The following is a 13,143-nucleotide window of genomic DNA, read 5'->3' as shown; positions in this document are numbered from 1 at the left end:
GAATTAGGGCTTCGATACATGCTTGAAAAGCACCGCAATCGATGATCAAATGTGCGCATGGTTCACAGCTCGCCAGTGCTCCCACCGCTCGATACGCTCGAGACCTTTGCCCGCGCCGCTCGGCTCGGATCGTTTTCGGCCGCGGCCGAGGAAAGCGGGATCACCCATGGCGCCGTATCGCGGCAGGTCTCGCGGCTCGAGCGCTGGATGGGCGTGCGGCTCTTCGCGCGTGAAGCTCGCGGTGTGCGCCTCACCCCGGAGGGCATGCGGTTCTTCGCACGTGCCGAGGAAGCTCTTTCCCTGCTCGGGAACACCGGCGAGCGCTGGCTGCCACGGCCGAACAAGGCGGTGGTGCGCCTTTCCGTTACTCCGTCCGTCGCCTCTCTATGGTTGTTTCCGCGCCTGGCAAAGCTCGAAGGAAATGAGCTGCATGTCGAATTGACGCTCGAACACCGCCTGGCGGACTTCGGCGAAGGCACGGACCTTGCCGTCCGCTGCGGCAAGGGACCATGGGCGGGCGTGCGCGCCCTGCCGCTGTGGCAGGAGAAATCTTTTCCGATCGCCTCACCGACAATGGCAGCACGACTCGGGCAACGCTCGGATGCGCTTTCGCTGCTCGATCTGCCGATTCTTCACGACTCCAATATCGAGGGCTGGCGGCGCTGGCTAGCGCGTGAGGGCGTCGACTATACGCCGCGTGGTCAGGACCGACGCTTCGAAGATTACAATCTGGTGGTCGATGCCTGCGCGCAAGGGCTCGGCATTGCGCTTGCGCGGCCGCCGTTGTCGGATGCTGCGCTTGCCGCCGGGCGCGTCGTCGCAGTGTCACAGCGCACCCTCGATTCCCATGTCGCTTTTCACCTGATCCGGCCGGACGATGCATTGAGAAGTCCTGCCATCGAATTCGCCAGCCGCTTCCTACGCGAAGCCGGCCATGACGAGACGGCGATCAACGCCTTTATCGCGCCCGGAAAGCCGAAAGCGTAAACAGAAAACGCGCCGCCGCGCACATGCCTCAGCCGTGTGTAGGCGCTTCGGCTATGCGGCTCACTCCACAGGAAACTTCAGGCGCATTTCCTTCGCCAGCTCGAAGCCGGCGCTGCGATAGACTGGCTCCCCCACATCCGAGGCATGAATGACGGCAGTCGTGCAGCCGATGGATTTCAGATAATCAACGGCCCTGTTCGTCAGCGCCAAAGCAATGCCGCGCCGGCGGAAAGCCTCGGCGACATAGACGGACCAGATATAACCGTGCAACCGCTGCTCCGGCCGAATGACTTCCGGAAACGGCGATTGGTGCAGCTGACAAGATACGGAACCGGCGATTCCATCGTCCACAACGGCGAGGCGTCGCTCCTGGCGACCGCTTCTCAAAAACGCCAATATCCGCGCCGCCGCATCCGGCCTGTAATGTTCCGGCGGCGTGCCATAGCTGTCCCAGATTTTCAGATAGTGGCCGACCAGGATCTCATCCTCGCCCGGCGTTGCAATTCGGATATCCATCGTTTCGTCGCCAGCAAGCCAACCCAATAATCTCGTGGAGCCCCCGCCGCGTCGCGGCAGGGGGCGACAAAACCCGTCAATCCGCCGGTGTCAGTGTCATCGACGCGCTGCCGGCCGCGACATTCAGGCCGAGCTGGCCCGTCAGGCTGACCGTCTGCAGATGGATTGAACCGGAGGTGCCACCGACCAGGAGGTTGGCGCCGACGCCGGCACCAACCGTCGCCTCTGCGCTGGCGCCGACATAAAGTCCGGCGAGCGACCCACGATGATAACCAGCCGTCGGCGCAAACACCGCCCAGATCAAGCGACTGCGCGTGGTGAAGCCGAGGTCGATGCCAAGCTTTCGGATTTCGCCGGTGTAGTGATCGAAAAGCTCATTGCCGACAATTGACTGAAAGACGCAATCGGCTTCCTTGGACGAACCGAGCACATATCCCGTGCCGCCGCCGATATCGCAAGTGAGATAACCGATCTTCACGCCATTGCGCAGGTCCGGCTCTTCATAGGTTCTGGTGACAGGGTCGGCGGCATTGGCCGCCCCCGCGCCGAAAAACGTCAACGATACCGCGGCAAACGCCGCCGCAAGAGTTGTTTTCATAAGTCTCTCCTTCTCAAATCGTGACGGGAACACCCGGCTGGCGGCACCGGATATCGGAGGGGACTGCAGAGCAATCCCGGACGGCGCCGTTTTCGCGTCGCGTGTCAAAGCGCGTGGGAAGGCGCAAGCGACAGCCCCACGGTTCAGCCCCATTGGGACATTTCGAAGGCACATGCGACCAGCATGCGGTCTTTCACGATCTTGTTAGGGATGGTTGCACGAAAAGCACATTCGCTCGAAGCGAGTTTCACCGACCACTGCGGGACCATCAAGGAAAGCAAAACCCGGCGATAATTATCACCGGGCTTTTATACTTGAACCATCTTCACTATACTCTGCGCATGAAGCGCATGACAAGCGAGACGACGAACAACACCAGGAAAATGAAGAACAGAACCTGGGCAATGGAAGCTGAAGCCCCTGCAATGCCGCCAAATCCGAGGACGCCGGCAATCAAGGCCACAACGAGAAACACCAGAGCGTAGTAAAGCATCGCAATCTCCTTTTACGTTGCTGCGGAGATAACGGCGGCCGTCCGGTTTGGTTCCCTCACTCTCATGGCCGGCCGATGGAACGTCGCATCGGCGGCTTTCAGCCGAAATGAAAGACGCCGCTGTACATCCGGTCGCCCTCGGTCGGTTCGGGAGGTTCGGCCGCATCGAGGTAAGTTTTGAGCGGCCCGGTCAGCACGAACCAGACACTTGCCCCGAGCATGAAACAGGCGCCCACCGGATCATCGATGCGGGCGATGAACGGAAGGCAGGCGGATGAAAACAGCACGATGATCCGCACCGACCATTCCGCCTCCCGTTTGGCGACGGCGCGCGCCCTTGACGATTTGTATTCCCGGGCGCCATAGGCGCTTCCCCCTGCCTTGACCGCCGAAAGCAACTTCTTGGCTGAAGGCAGGGCCAGCATGATCAGCGCGGCAATGCTCAGCGCGAAAGGCTTGCCCGTCATGACCTGTCCGCTCGCGATAAGGAGAAAGGATAGCACGACAAGGTTCCACGTCGGCTCCAGCAGCTCCGGCGACTGCCGTGTACGAATGTGCCACTGCCGCAGCAAGCCTGCCGCGCCGTTCAATAACGGCTGATCGATATGACGATTGATCCAGTCCATGCTGATGTGCCCGCCCCGATTGTTTGAAGAAGGCCCGAACACCATGGAAATGGGTCATCATCGTGGCAGAGCGCCGGCAATGTCGGCCGGCGCTCTTCTTCGTTCACATAAACGGCTTTCACAACCGCCGATAAAGCGCCGGCCGTCCAACAATATGCGGACGCGCTCTGCTGGTCGTTTCGATTTCAATGGTTTCGCCGTGCCGCCGGAAAAATAGCCGTCAGCTGCGCAGGCCAGGCGCCTCATGACCCGTGCGCGCCACATATTCCGTATAGCCGCCGCCATATTGATGGACGCCCTCCGGGGTCAGTTCCAGCACGCGGTTGGAGAGCGCAGCTAGGAAATGCCGGTCGTGGGATACGAAGAGCATGGTGCCCTCATATTGCGCGAGCGCCTTGATCAGCATTTCCTTGGTGTCGAGGTCGAGATGGTTGGTCGGCTCGTCGAGCACGAGCAGGTTCGGCGGGTCGAACAGCATCATAGCCATGACCAGCCGGGCCTTCTCGCCGCCCGACAGCACCCGGCACCTTTTCTCGACATCGTCACCGGAAAAGCCGAAACATCCGGCGAGCGCGCGCAAAGGCCCCTGCCCTGCCTGGGGAAAGCGATCCTCCAGCGATTGGAAGATCGTGCGCTCGCCATCGAGAATATCCATCGCATGCTGGGCGAAATAGCCCAACTTGACGCTGGCGCCGAGAGCGACACTGCCTTCGTCGGGCGTCGTGGTGCCCGTCACCAGCTTCAGCAACGTCGATTTGCCGGCGCCGTTGATGCCCATGATGCACCAGCGTTCTCGCCGCCGTACCATGAAATCCAGCCCCTCATAGATGCTTCGGCTGCCATATTTCTTATGGACGTTCTTCAAGCTGATCACGTCCTCGCCGGAGCGCGGCGCTGGCTGGAATTCGAACGCGACCGACTGACGGCGCTTGGGCGGCTCCACCCGGTCGATCTTCTCCAGCTTCTTCACGCGGCTCTGCACCTGCGAAGCATGCGAAGCGCGCGCCTTGAACCGCTCGATGAACTTGATTTCCTTGGCGAGCATCGCCTGCTGGCGCTCGAACTGGGCCTGCTGCTGCTTTTCGTTCTGCGCCCGCTGCTGCTCGTAAAATTCATAGTCGCCGGAATAGGAGGTCAGCGAGCCGGCGTCGATCTCGAGGATCTTGTTGACGATGCGGTTCATGAACTCGCGGTCGTGCGAGGTCATCAGCAGCGCCCCCTCATAACCCTTCAGGAACTCTTCGAGCCAGATCAGGCTTTCGAGATCCAGGTGGTTGCTCGGTTCGTCCAGCAGCATGACGTCGGGACGCATCAGCAGGATGCGGGCAAGCGCCACGCGCATCTTCCAGCCGCCCGACAGCGCACCGACGTCGCCGTCCATCATCTCCTGGCTGAAACTCAGGCCCGCAAGCACTTCGCGGGCGCGCCCGTCGAGCGCATAACCGTCCAGCTCCTCGTAACGCGCCTGCACCTCGCCGTAGCGCTCGATGATCTCCTCCATGTCGCCGGCCCTCTCGGGGTCGACCATGGCCGCCTCCAGCTCCCGCAGTTCAGCGGCAACGATGCTGACCGGCCCGGCGCCGTTCATCACTTCGGCGACGGCGCTGTGGCCTGACATTTCGCCGACGTCCTGGTCGAAATAGCCGATGGTGACGCCCTTCTCGCAGGAGACCTGTCCCTCGTCGGGCTGCTCTTCACCGTTGATCATCCGGAAGATCGTCGTCTTGCCGGCGCCGTTCGGGCCGACGAGGCCGATCTTCTCGCCTTTGTTAAGAGCGGCCGACGCCTCAATGAAGAGGATCCGGTGGCTGAGCTGCTTGCTGATATTCTCGATACGAATCATGGTCTGCTATGGGCCTGAAAGAAAGTTACGGCGCCCTTACCACGCCGGGAAATGGCGGGAAAGGTCCGTTCCCCTGCCCTCTCGATCTCAAAGACCGGATTGGATAAGGTTGTCGCCTACGCTGATAAGGAATCCGTGCCCATGAGCGTTCGGCCCCCGCAGTCTTTCAGACAATCCCAGGAGGATAGGAACGGCCTCAGCGTCCTCGAATACGAGCTGATGTCGGAGCGCGCCGATTCACTCGGGCGTCACGGGCTGAAGGTGGAGGCGGCCCTCGCCGCCTTGAAAGCCTGGACCGGCGAACGCCAAAGTGCGGAGCGCGAGAGACTTCTCAATGACGCCTCCGACGCGGTCTGGGCATTCTTCATCCAGCGTGAAATCTGCGGAATGAAAAATAACCGCGACGCCATTCAGCGCTACGGAATTCCGAACGAAGTGATCGCAAGGTTGGGCGCGATACGGAAGTAACGAGCGCCAGCTTGCGTGTGATTACCACCCTCACCGATTGAGTCGAAACTAACGGTGCGGAAATGAGATGACTTGGTACCAACCTACGAAAGGGAAATTGCGATGCCAGCCTCAATCCGGATCGGCAATCAGGACCTCACTGTCGATGTCTCCTCCCTCGGCGCCGAGATGCAGGCACTTAAATCAAGCGACGGACGCTCGTGGCTATGGACGGGCGACGCCGCCTTCTGGACCGGGCGTTCGCCGATCCTGTTTCCGATCGTCGGCAAGGCCCCGGACGACAAGATTGCAATCGACGGCACGACCTATCCGATGGCCCAGCATGGTTTTGCCCGCCGCAGCGAGTTTTCCCTCGCGGCATCCGCGGCAACGATGTGTCGGTACGAGCTTGCCGCCTCGGAGAGTACCCGGGCGGTCTATCCGTTCGAATTCCTGCTGGCCGTGGAGCATGCGGTGGAAGGCCGGGCGCTGACGGTCAGCGCCGAGGTGACCAACCGCGACCGGAAGACGATGCCCTTCGGGCTTGGATTCCACTCCGCCTTCGCCTGGCCGCTGCCCGGCGCTACCGGACGCGCCCACATCATCACGCTCGACAATCAGGGCGAGCCGGAACTCGTGCGGCTGGCGGGCGGCCTTATCAATCCCCCAGCGCTGCCTTCGCCGTTTCATGCCGGACGTCTGGTTCTGGATCACGCGCTGTTCGAGCAGGATGCGATGATCTTCCCCAAGGGTGCGGGCGAAGGGCTGCGCTACGGGGCCGAAGGCGGGCCAATCCTGCGGTTCCGCTTCGAAAACCTGCCCAACCTCGCTCTCTGGACCAAGCCGGGCGCGCCCTTCCTTTGCGTCGAGCCATGGCATGGCACGGCTGCGCAAGCCGGAGCATCGAGCGAGTTGTCGAAGCGGCCCTCGACGACGCTGCTTGCACCGGGCGCCGTTGCGCGTTTCGCCTTCACGGTCGAGATCGGCCATTAGCGTTCACGTGTGAAGCCCCCCTTCGCATGACGGCAAAGGGGGGCTTTCCCTACGGAGGATCTTCCTGCGGCGTCCGCCGGGTTTCAATGGGCGCCCGCACCGGCGCCGGCCTGAGGCTTTTTGGTGAGGAGCAGGGCAAATGCCGCCACTGCAAGCACCACGCCGATGATAGCGAAAGTATCGCTGAAGCCCAAGATCAATGCCTGGCGCTTGACGATCTGACCCATCGCAACGACCGCCTTTTGCGATGCAACAGCCGGATCGGTGACGCCATGCTGGATGAAGTAGCCGGTAAGCTTGCCCAGGCGATCGCGAACTTCGTCACGGCTCAGCGTAATCGACTGGCCGATGATATTGGAATGGAACTGTTCGCGCTTCGTCAGGATGGTGCCGAGAGAGGCGGTGCCGACCGCGCCGCCAAGATTGCGCAGCATGTTGGTCAGGCCAGAGGCGGCGGCGGCATCTGATGGAGCAATGCCGGCCGTCGTAATGGCTGTGATCGGGGTCAGCACCAGGGCCTGGCCAACGGCACGGACAATATTCGGGATCCAGAACTGGTCGCCGGCATTGTCAGCCGAAAGCATGATGTTCATGAAGCAGCTGATCGCGAAGATCGAGATACCGAGGAAGCCGATATAGCGGGCGTCGAAACGCTTCATGAGAACAGGCACCAGCGGAATGAGCAACAGCTGCGGCAGGCCGGTCCAGGCGAGTACGTTGCCGATCTGCTCGGCATTATAACGCTGCACCTGGCCGAGATATTGCGGCAGGATATAGACTGTGCCAAAGAGCGCGACGCCGACCAGGACGTTGACCAGCACGCCGATGCCGAAATTGCGCTGAGTGAGCAGCCGCAGCTTTACCAGCGGCTTCTTGACCGTCAGCTCGATCCAGATGAAGACGGCGAGAAAGACGAAGGCGACAAGGCTGAGCTTGACGATGAAGGGCGAAGAGAACCAGTCTTCCTTGTTGCCTTCCTCCAGCACGGTCTGCAGCGCCGAGAGGCCGACGGCCATGGTGAAGATGCCGGCCCAGTCGCCTTCCCTCAGAAGGTGGAGCTGCATCGGCTGCTTTTCCAGCGTCAGGGCGAGAGCGGCCGCCATAATGAGGCTCGGGATCGTGTTGATGAAGAAGATCGTCTGCCAGCCATAATTCTCCGTCAGGTAGCCGCCGATCGTCGGGCCGATGGCCGGGGCGAAAGTGACCGACAGCGCGAAGATCGCGAGCCCCAGCGGCTGCTGGGTCTTCGGCAATTTGGTTAGCACCATGGTGAAGGCCATGGGGATCAGTACGCCACCGGCAAAGCCCTGCAGGCCGCGCAGCAGGATCATCGTGCCGAGATCATGCGCGAAGGCACAAGCCATCGAAAATAGCGGAAAGAGAATGGAATTGACGAGGATATAGCGGCGAAACGAGAAGACATTGCTGAAATAGGCCGTCAGCGGAATGACGACGATCTCCCCGATCAGGTAGGAGGTCGATATCCATGCGCCGTTGTCGACGCCCGTTCCGATGCCGCCCTCGATGTCGAGGAGGGAGGCATTGGTGATCTGGATGTTGAGGATCGCCATGAAGGCGCCGATCATGCCGGCGAGAACGGCGATCCATTCCTTGGTGCCGGCGCCCGGCTGCGATATGGGGGCGGCTGTTGCTGCGGTAGTGGACATGACGCGATCTCCTAATCCCCGCGCCTAACTGCGGCCGGCATCGGCCTTGGTGTCGATGCTCGGCTGAACGGACATGCCGGGTCGCAAGTCGCCATTGGCGGCTTCGCCGTCGAGCACGATCTTGACCGGAATGCGCTGAACGACCTTTGTGAAGTTGCCGGTCGCGTTGTCGGGAGGCAGAAGCGCGAATTCCTGGCCGCTTGCCGGAGCAAGGCTATCGACATGGCCCCGATAGATGCGGCCTGGAAAAGTATCGACCTCGATATCCACCGGCTGGCCGGCGCGAACATCGGTCAGCTGCGTTTCTTTGTAGTTGGCGATCACATAGATCGCGCTCGTGGGTACAACCGACATCAGCTGGGTGCCCGCCTGCACATACTGGCCGACCCGCAGCGTCCTGTTGCCGACGGTGCCGTCGACAGGGGCGGTAATCTCTGCATAGGAGAGGTTCAGTTCAGCCTGATGCTGGACAGCCTGGTCATGGGCGAGCGTCGCCTTCGCCTGGGCGAGTTCGGCATTGAGAAGGTCGACTTGCTTGACGGCGGCGTCGAGCGCAGCGTTGTCGCGAACAATGGTTGCCTGGGCGGCGGCAATGGCGGAAGCGGCCTGTTGTGCCGTCTGAACTGGCGCATAACCATTGGTGGCGAGATTGGCGTAACGCCTGTTGTTCTGTTCGGCGAAGGTCTCGTTTGCCTTGTCGACCTCGACCGTGGCGCGGGCTGCGGCAATCGTCGACTGCTGAATATCCAGCGACGCCTGCTTGGCGTTGAGCGTCGCCTCGGCGGCGGCGACATCGGCCTTGGCCTGATCGAGAGCGGCACGGAAATCGCGATCATCGATGCGTGCGAGCGGCTGACCCGCCCTGACCACCTGGTTGTCACCGACGAGCACTTCCGCGATGTAGCCCGAAACCTTTGGTGCGACAGTCGTATTGTCGGCCTTCACATAGGCGTCGTCGGTGGAAATCTCGAAGCGGCCGAAGGTCCAGTAACTATGGCCGTAATAGCTGGCGGCGGCGATCAGGGCGATGGCGGTCGCGCCCAGCAACAGTCCGCGGCCACGGCGCTTGGGGGCGGGATGCTCCAAAACGGCGGCAGCTTCGACGATGCGTGACGTGTTGCCGGTATCAAGGGTTGCCGGCGCGCCCTCCGCCGTGGTTTCGGTGACAGGCGCGTTGTTGTTCAGGGCCTGCAGCGTACTGATGGACATTGCCTTTCTCCTATTACTGGTCGCTGTCGCTACCGGCTGCGGCCTCTAAATTCATGTCAGTTCCACTTTTGGAAACTTGTTATTTTCCAAAATATGCTTTATAAAATCGGTGTCAACAAGAATTTGGAAAATAGTCATGGTCCAAAATCACGAAATCGAGAAGAGACCGCGAGGACGACCGCAAGTCCGCTGCGACGACGATACGAGAAGCGTGATCATCGAGGCGGCTAACCGGCAGTTCCACGAGAATGGTTATGCCGCGGCAAGCATCGCCGCGATCGCGCAAGGGGCTGGTGTCTCGACCAAGACACTCTACCGGCTGTTTCCGACCAAGGCGGATCTGTTTTCCGAGATGATCATCGAGCGGACGGGGCGCTTCCTCATGTCGCTCGATCCCGGAACGCTTGCGGTATTGGACCTCAGGCAAGGATTGGAGCGCATGCTGATGGCCTATGGCATGCTGACGCTCTCGCTGGACACGATCACCGTGACTCGGCTCGTCATCAGCGAGTCCGACCGCTTTCCCGAGATCGCCACGACCTTCTATGAGAAAGCGATCGTCAGGACCAACGCGCTGATGGAGGACTGGCTGCGTAGACAGATCGATCGCGGGCTGATCGCACTCGACGATCCACATGCCGCCTGCGGGATGCTCCGTGGGATGATGATCATGGAGCCACAGCGTGCAGCGATGCTGCGCCAGCAACAGCCGCCGGGGATCAAGGAGATCGCCGCAAGGGCGAAGATGTGCACGGATCTGTTCCTGAAGGGTTGCGCGCTCTGAAGTGTCGCTTGGGCTCCAGAGCGCAATGATTTTCTATGCCAAGCGACGCCAATGCCCTCAGGTCGGCGGGGCATCCAGTGCATGCAGGATGCCGCGAAGCTCGGCAAGGCCGCGCATGCGGCCAATGGCGGGGTAGCCGGGCGTGACTGTTTTGTCGAGATCGTCGAGCATGCGGTGGCCATGGTCCGAGCGGAAGACGATGGTATCTTGAGCGCCACGGCGGCGGTCTTCCGTGACAAGTTCCCGGAGAACGGCAACCATGTCGACATCGCCCTCCAGGTGCGCGCTTTCATGGAATGTTCGGCCATCGCCCTCTCTCGTCGTAGCGCGCAGATGGGCGAAATAGATCCGTGAGGCGAAACGGCGGGCGATCGCCGGCAGATCGTTATCGGCGCGCACGCCAAGGCTGCCGGTGCAATAGCACATGCCGTTCGCCTTCGACGGCACCGCATCGAAGAGAGCAGCATAATCATCGGCCGTCGAGGCGATGCGCGGCAGACCGAACAGCGACCGCGGCGGATCGTCGGGATGCAGCGTCAGCTTGACGCCGCGTGCTTCGGCGGCCGGCGTCACCGCCTCGAGGAATTCGATCAGGTGCCGGCGCAGCCTTGCGGCATCGATACCGCGATAGGCGACAAGCTTTTCCCGGAAGGCCGGAATGGTCAGAGGTTCGGTGGTCGAACCCGGCAGAGCCGATGTGATGATGCGGGTGATCTCGGCGATCTCCTCCTCCGACATCGCCTCGAAGACGATGCGCGCCCGTTCCCGATCTGCATCGGCATAGTCCCGTGCCGCATCCGGCCGTTCCAGAATGAAAAGATCGAAGGCCGCGAAACGCTCATGATCAAAGCGCATCGCGGTGGCCCCGGTCGGCGTCACGAAATCGAGTTCGGTGCGGGTCCAGTCCACGACGGGCATAAAATTATAGCAGACGATCGGAATGCCGCAGGCGGCGACCGCTTCGAGGCTTGCGATCCACGCCTCGATTTCGGCCTTCGCCTCCCCGCCCCTGCGCTTGATGGCATCGGGGATCGGAATGCTTTCGACGACCGACCAGACGAGCGGCGAGCGGTCGGCTGGCGTCGTCTCGATCAGCGATTGGCGTTCGCGCACCTCCTTCTCCGTCCAGGCCCTGCCAATCGGCACCTGATGGAGCGATGAGACGATATTAGTGGCGCCCGTCTGGCGGACATCATCCAGCGTCACCGGCGCTTCCGGTCCGAACCATCTCCAACCCTGTCGCATCTTTCTTCCTTCCCTCGACTCTTCGTTTCGTGGTGATCCTGCCGTCAGCAGAAATAATCGGGGTAACGCGAGCGTAGCTCATCGACATCGGGAATGACGGCGCTCAAGTGATGGATCATCGCGCCGCGCGCAGCCGTGGCATCATGGGCGACGAGCGCGTCGCGAATGACGATGTGTTCGCGGATCACATTGTCCATCCGCCCAAGCGCCGGCAGCGCCAGCCGCCGCGCCCGGTCGATCTGCACCTTGACCGTCTTCAGAATCGCCCAGATGCCGGGATAACCTGCTATCTCAGCAATCGCTTCGTGAAAGGCCTCGTCCTCCTCATGAAAGTTCGAGGCGTTGCCGACCGCGGCATGCGACCGCTGCCGGGAGATGATGGCGTCCAGATGGGCAATATCGGCAGCGCTGGCGGTTTCGGCCGCAGCCTCGACGGTCGTACCTTCGAGCGCCTTGCGCACGACCACCGCCTCCGGGATCGACGCGACAGGCACACGCGATACGACCGTGCCCGACTGCGGATAGATGTCGACCAGACCGCCTTCGGAGAGCCTGAGCAGTGCCTCGCGCACCGGCGTGCGGCTGACCCTGAAATCCTCGGCAATCCGCTTCTCCTGCAGCAACAGGCCAGGCGGCATCCTGAGCGAGACGATGTCGGCATAGAGCCGTTCGTAGATGGCGCCGGCCGTGGTGACGCGTCGCAACTTCGGACCGACTCCTTGGGAAATCGGAACAGCAGGCGCTTCGGCTTCTGGGGACTGCCGCATACTCAAGACCGGTGGTGGCGTTCTGACATACTAGTATATCAGCCTCAGCGCCTTGCCAAGAGCTGCGGAGGAACTGGTTTACATTTTGAGGTTCCGCGTCGCTTCAACCGCCGTTTCGATGCTGGCCGCGTCTCTTGGTTGGAACTTAGATCAGCCGAATTGGTTGAGATCCAATCAAGGAGGCGCCGATGAAGAACCCGGTACGCAAAAGAAGTGAAGGCACGACTGACGACACGCGGCTGAAGGATTCCTCCCCCGCCGGTGCGCGGAAAGGGAAGATGGCGCGGCAAGCGGCACACCAGACCGTCGGGCAGCGCACCGATTCTCCGGCCGCTGGCCGCGAGGAGGAGATCCGCAAAAGAGCATACGTGCTGTGGGAGAAGGACGGCAGGCCGGAGGGCAGGCATCAGGATCATTGGACCCGCGCCGAACAAGAGCTCGATACGCGGCATGGCGAGGCCGACAATCCTCCCAAGCTCGAAGCGTTGCGAGAGGCCTCGCGCGAACATAGCGATACGTTCCTGGTCAAGACGGATCTCGAAGACGCCGATCAACGCGAAGCCTCACCCGGCACACGCGAGCAGGATTAAATTGCAGTCTTGAGTCAATGCAGGAAAGGTCCCGACATGGTCGATAAAAGAGACTTGGACGCCGGATTCACCGGCACACCCGTCGAGCCGCCGGAAGGATTGGCCAAGGTTGCCCAATCGGCGGCCAGCGGGGTGAAACGCGAGGTCTATGCAGTCACGGCCGGGGCAAGAAACCACCCGCAGACCGCAAGCGCATTGTTGCTCACTATAGGTATTGTCGCATTCGGGTTCGGCTATCTCCTCGGCCGGTCATCGGTGGAAAACTCGCGCCTTTATTGGCGGTAGCTGCAGACTTCAACGATGTTAGTTTTGACAAATCGCCCGATACTCGGTGATGATGGGAGGTCAAGGTCGTGCTCGAAAGGTGTCCCCATGGGC

The 13,143-nt window shown here is 61.4% G+C and carries 15 protein-coding genes; 6 read left to right on the top strand and 9 right to left on the bottom strand.

Annotated features, from left to right (window positions below):
- The first annotated feature begins 57 nt into the window (after window positions 1-57).
- Complete coding sequence (locus tag HJC04_RS27260; RefSeq protein WP_210633690.1) at window positions 58-987, top strand: LysR substrate-binding domain-containing protein; 930 nt, start codon at window positions 58-60, stop codon at window positions 985-987.
- Window positions 988-1,047: 60 nt separating this feature from the next.
- Here the strand turns inward: HJC04_RS27260 and HJC04_RS27255 are convergent, their stop codons facing one another.
- The 5 genes from HJC04_RS27255 to HJC04_RS27235 form a co-directional block, all read right to left on the bottom strand.
- A complete protein-coding gene (locus HJC04_RS27255; RefSeq protein ID WP_210633688.1) occupies window positions 1,048-1,503 on the bottom strand; it encodes a GNAT family N-acetyltransferase in 456 nt (151 codons plus the stop codon).
- A gap of 76 nt (window positions 1,504-1,579) precedes the next feature.
- Window positions 1,580-2,101 (bottom strand): DUF992 domain-containing protein, encoded by a 522-nt coding sequence (locus HJC04_RS27250; RefSeq protein ID WP_210633686.1) that lies wholly within the window; start codon window positions 2,099-2,101, stop codon window positions 1,580-1,582.
- Window positions 2,102-2,429: 328 nt separating this feature from the next.
- Window positions 2,430-2,594, bottom strand: a complete 165-nt coding sequence (locus HJC04_RS27245; RefSeq protein ID WP_003571841.1) for a DUF1328 domain-containing protein — start codon at window positions 2,592-2,594, stop codon at window positions 2,430-2,432.
- A gap of 98 nt (window positions 2,595-2,692) precedes the next feature.
- The gene (locus tag HJC04_RS27240; RefSeq protein WP_085781420.1) at window positions 2,693-3,220 is read right to left on the bottom strand and encodes a hypothetical protein; all 528 of its coding nucleotides are present in this window, start codon (window positions 3,218-3,220) and stop codon (window positions 2,693-2,695) included.
- 220 nt (window positions 3,221-3,440) lie between these two features.
- Window positions 3,441-5,063 carry an ABC-F family ATP-binding cassette domain-containing protein gene (locus tag HJC04_RS27235; protein ID WP_221147544.1) on the bottom strand — a complete coding sequence of 541 codons (1,623 nt, stop codon included), beginning with the start codon at window positions 5,061-5,063 and terminating at the stop codon, window positions 3,441-3,443.
- Between the two features lie 141 nt (window positions 5,064-5,204).
- On the opposite strand from HJC04_RS27235, the gene HJC04_RS27230 reads away from it, so the two are divergent.
- Together HJC04_RS27230 and HJC04_RS27225 are read left to right on the top strand one after the other, a co-directional pair.
- Window positions 5,205-5,531, top strand: a complete 327-nt coding sequence (locus HJC04_RS27230) for a DUF6665 family protein (protein ID WP_210633683.1) — start codon at window positions 5,205-5,207, stop codon at window positions 5,529-5,531.
- A gap of 102 nt (window positions 5,532-5,633) precedes the next feature.
- Complete coding sequence (locus tag HJC04_RS27225; protein WP_221147543.1) at window positions 5,634-6,503, top strand: aldose 1-epimerase family protein; 870 nt, start codon at window positions 5,634-5,636, stop codon at window positions 6,501-6,503.
- An 83-nt stretch (window positions 6,504-6,586) separates the two neighbouring features.
- Here the strand turns inward: HJC04_RS27225 and HJC04_RS27220 are convergent, their stop codons facing one another.
- Window positions 6,587-8,170 (bottom strand): DHA2 family efflux MFS transporter permease subunit, encoded by a 1,584-nt coding sequence (locus HJC04_RS27220; RefSeq protein WP_210633680.1) that lies wholly within the window; start codon window positions 8,168-8,170, stop codon window positions 6,587-6,589.
- A gap of 24 nt (window positions 8,171-8,194) precedes the next feature.
- Entirely contained in the window at window positions 8,195-9,379 is a 1,185-nt protein-coding gene (locus HJC04_RS27215; protein WP_221147542.1) for an HlyD family secretion protein, read from the bottom strand.
- 136 nt (window positions 9,380-9,515) lie between these two features.
- On the opposite strand from HJC04_RS27215, the gene HJC04_RS27210 reads away from it, so the two are divergent.
- Window positions 9,516-10,163, top strand: a complete 648-nt coding sequence (locus tag HJC04_RS27210; protein WP_210633676.1) for a TetR/AcrR family transcriptional regulator — start codon at window positions 9,516-9,518, stop codon at window positions 10,161-10,163.
- A gap of 57 nt (window positions 10,164-10,220) precedes the next feature.
- Here HJC04_RS27210 and uxuA read toward each other — a convergent pair whose 3' ends face one another.
- Window positions 10,221-11,408 (bottom strand): mannonate dehydratase, encoded by a 1,188-nt coding sequence (uxuA, locus tag HJC04_RS27205; RefSeq protein ID WP_221147541.1) that lies wholly within the window; start codon window positions 11,406-11,408, stop codon window positions 10,221-10,223.
- Window positions 11,409-11,452: 44 nt separating this feature from the next.
- A complete protein-coding gene (locus tag HJC04_RS27200) occupies window positions 11,453-12,175 on the bottom strand; it encodes a GntR family transcriptional regulator (protein WP_210633672.1) in 723 nt (240 codons plus the stop codon).
- A 188-nt stretch (window positions 12,176-12,363) separates the two neighbouring features.
- Here HJC04_RS27200 and HJC04_RS27195 point away from each other — a divergent pair, with 188 nt between their 5' ends.
- Together HJC04_RS27195 and HJC04_RS27190 are read left to right on the top strand one after the other, a co-directional pair.
- Entirely contained in the window at window positions 12,364-12,765 is a 402-nt protein-coding gene (locus tag HJC04_RS27195; RefSeq protein WP_210633670.1) for a DUF2934 domain-containing protein, read from the top strand.
- 36 nt (window positions 12,766-12,801) lie between these two features.
- The gene (locus HJC04_RS27190) at window positions 12,802-13,050 is read left to right on the top strand and encodes a hypothetical protein (protein WP_210633668.1); all 249 of its coding nucleotides are present in this window, start codon (window positions 12,802-12,804) and stop codon (window positions 13,048-13,050) included.
- The last annotated feature ends 93 nt before the right edge of the window (window positions 13,051-13,143 follow it).

This window comes from Rhizobium sp. NLR8a (assembly GCF_019685235.1).
Lineage (GTDB): Bacteria > Pseudomonadota > Alphaproteobacteria > Rhizobiales > Rhizobiaceae > Rhizobium.
Note: the sequence above shows the minus strand (reverse complement) of the source record. Positions and strands in the feature narration are given on the sequence as shown.

Bases quoted from the DNA above. Each gene is read 5' to 3' on its own strand.
- HJC04_RS27210 (WP_210633676.1), top strand. From the start codon at position 9,516: ATGGTCCAAAATCACGAAATCGAGAAGAGACCGCGAGGACGACCGCAA.
- HJC04_RS27195 (WP_210633670.1), top strand. From the start codon at position 12,364: ATGAAGAACCCGGTACGCAAAAGAAGTGAAGGCACGACTGACGACACG.
- HJC04_RS27190 (WP_210633668.1), top strand. From the start codon at position 12,802: ATGGTCGATAAAAGAGACTTGGACGCCGGATTCACCGGCACACCCGTC.
- HJC04_RS27235 (WP_221147544.1), bottom strand. From the start codon at position 5,063: ATGATTCGTATCGAGAATATCAGCAAGCAGCTCAGCCACCGGATCCTC.
- HJC04_RS27255 (WP_210633688.1), bottom strand. From the start codon at position 1,503: ATGGATATCCGAATTGCAACGCCGGGCGAGGATGAGATCCTGGTCGGC.
- HJC04_RS27220 (WP_210633680.1), bottom strand. From the start codon at position 8,170: ATGTCCACTACCGCAGCAACAGCCGCCCCCATATCGCAGCCGGGCGCC.
- HJC04_RS27245 (WP_003571841.1), bottom strand. From the start codon at position 2,594: ATGCTTTACTACGCTCTGGTGTTTCTCGTTGTGGCCTTGATTGCCGGC.
- HJC04_RS27240 (WP_085781420.1), bottom strand. From the start codon at position 3,220: ATGGACTGGATCAATCGTCATATCGATCAGCCGTTATTGAACGGCGCG.
- HJC04_RS27225 (WP_221147543.1), top strand. From the start codon at position 5,634: ATGCCAGCCTCAATCCGGATCGGCAATCAGGACCTCACTGTCGATGTC.
- HJC04_RS27230 (WP_210633683.1), top strand. From the start codon at position 5,205: ATGAGCGTTCGGCCCCCGCAGTCTTTCAGACAATCCCAGGAGGATAGG.
- HJC04_RS27215 (WP_221147542.1), bottom strand. From the start codon at position 9,379: ATGTCCATCAGTACGCTGCAGGCCCTGAACAACAACGCGCCTGTCACC.
- HJC04_RS27250 (WP_210633686.1), bottom strand. From the start codon at position 2,101: ATGAAAACAACTCTTGCGGCGGCGTTTGCCGCGGTATCGTTGACGTTT.
- uxuA (WP_221147541.1), bottom strand. From the start codon at position 11,408: ATGCGACAGGGTTGGAGATGGTTCGGACCGGAAGCGCCGGTGACGCTG.
- HJC04_RS27260 (WP_210633690.1), top strand. From the start codon at position 58: ATGGTTCACAGCTCGCCAGTGCTCCCACCGCTCGATACGCTCGAGACC.
- HJC04_RS27200 (WP_210633672.1), bottom strand. From the start codon at position 12,175: ATGCGGCAGTCCCCAGAAGCCGAAGCGCCTGCTGTTCCGATTTCCCAA.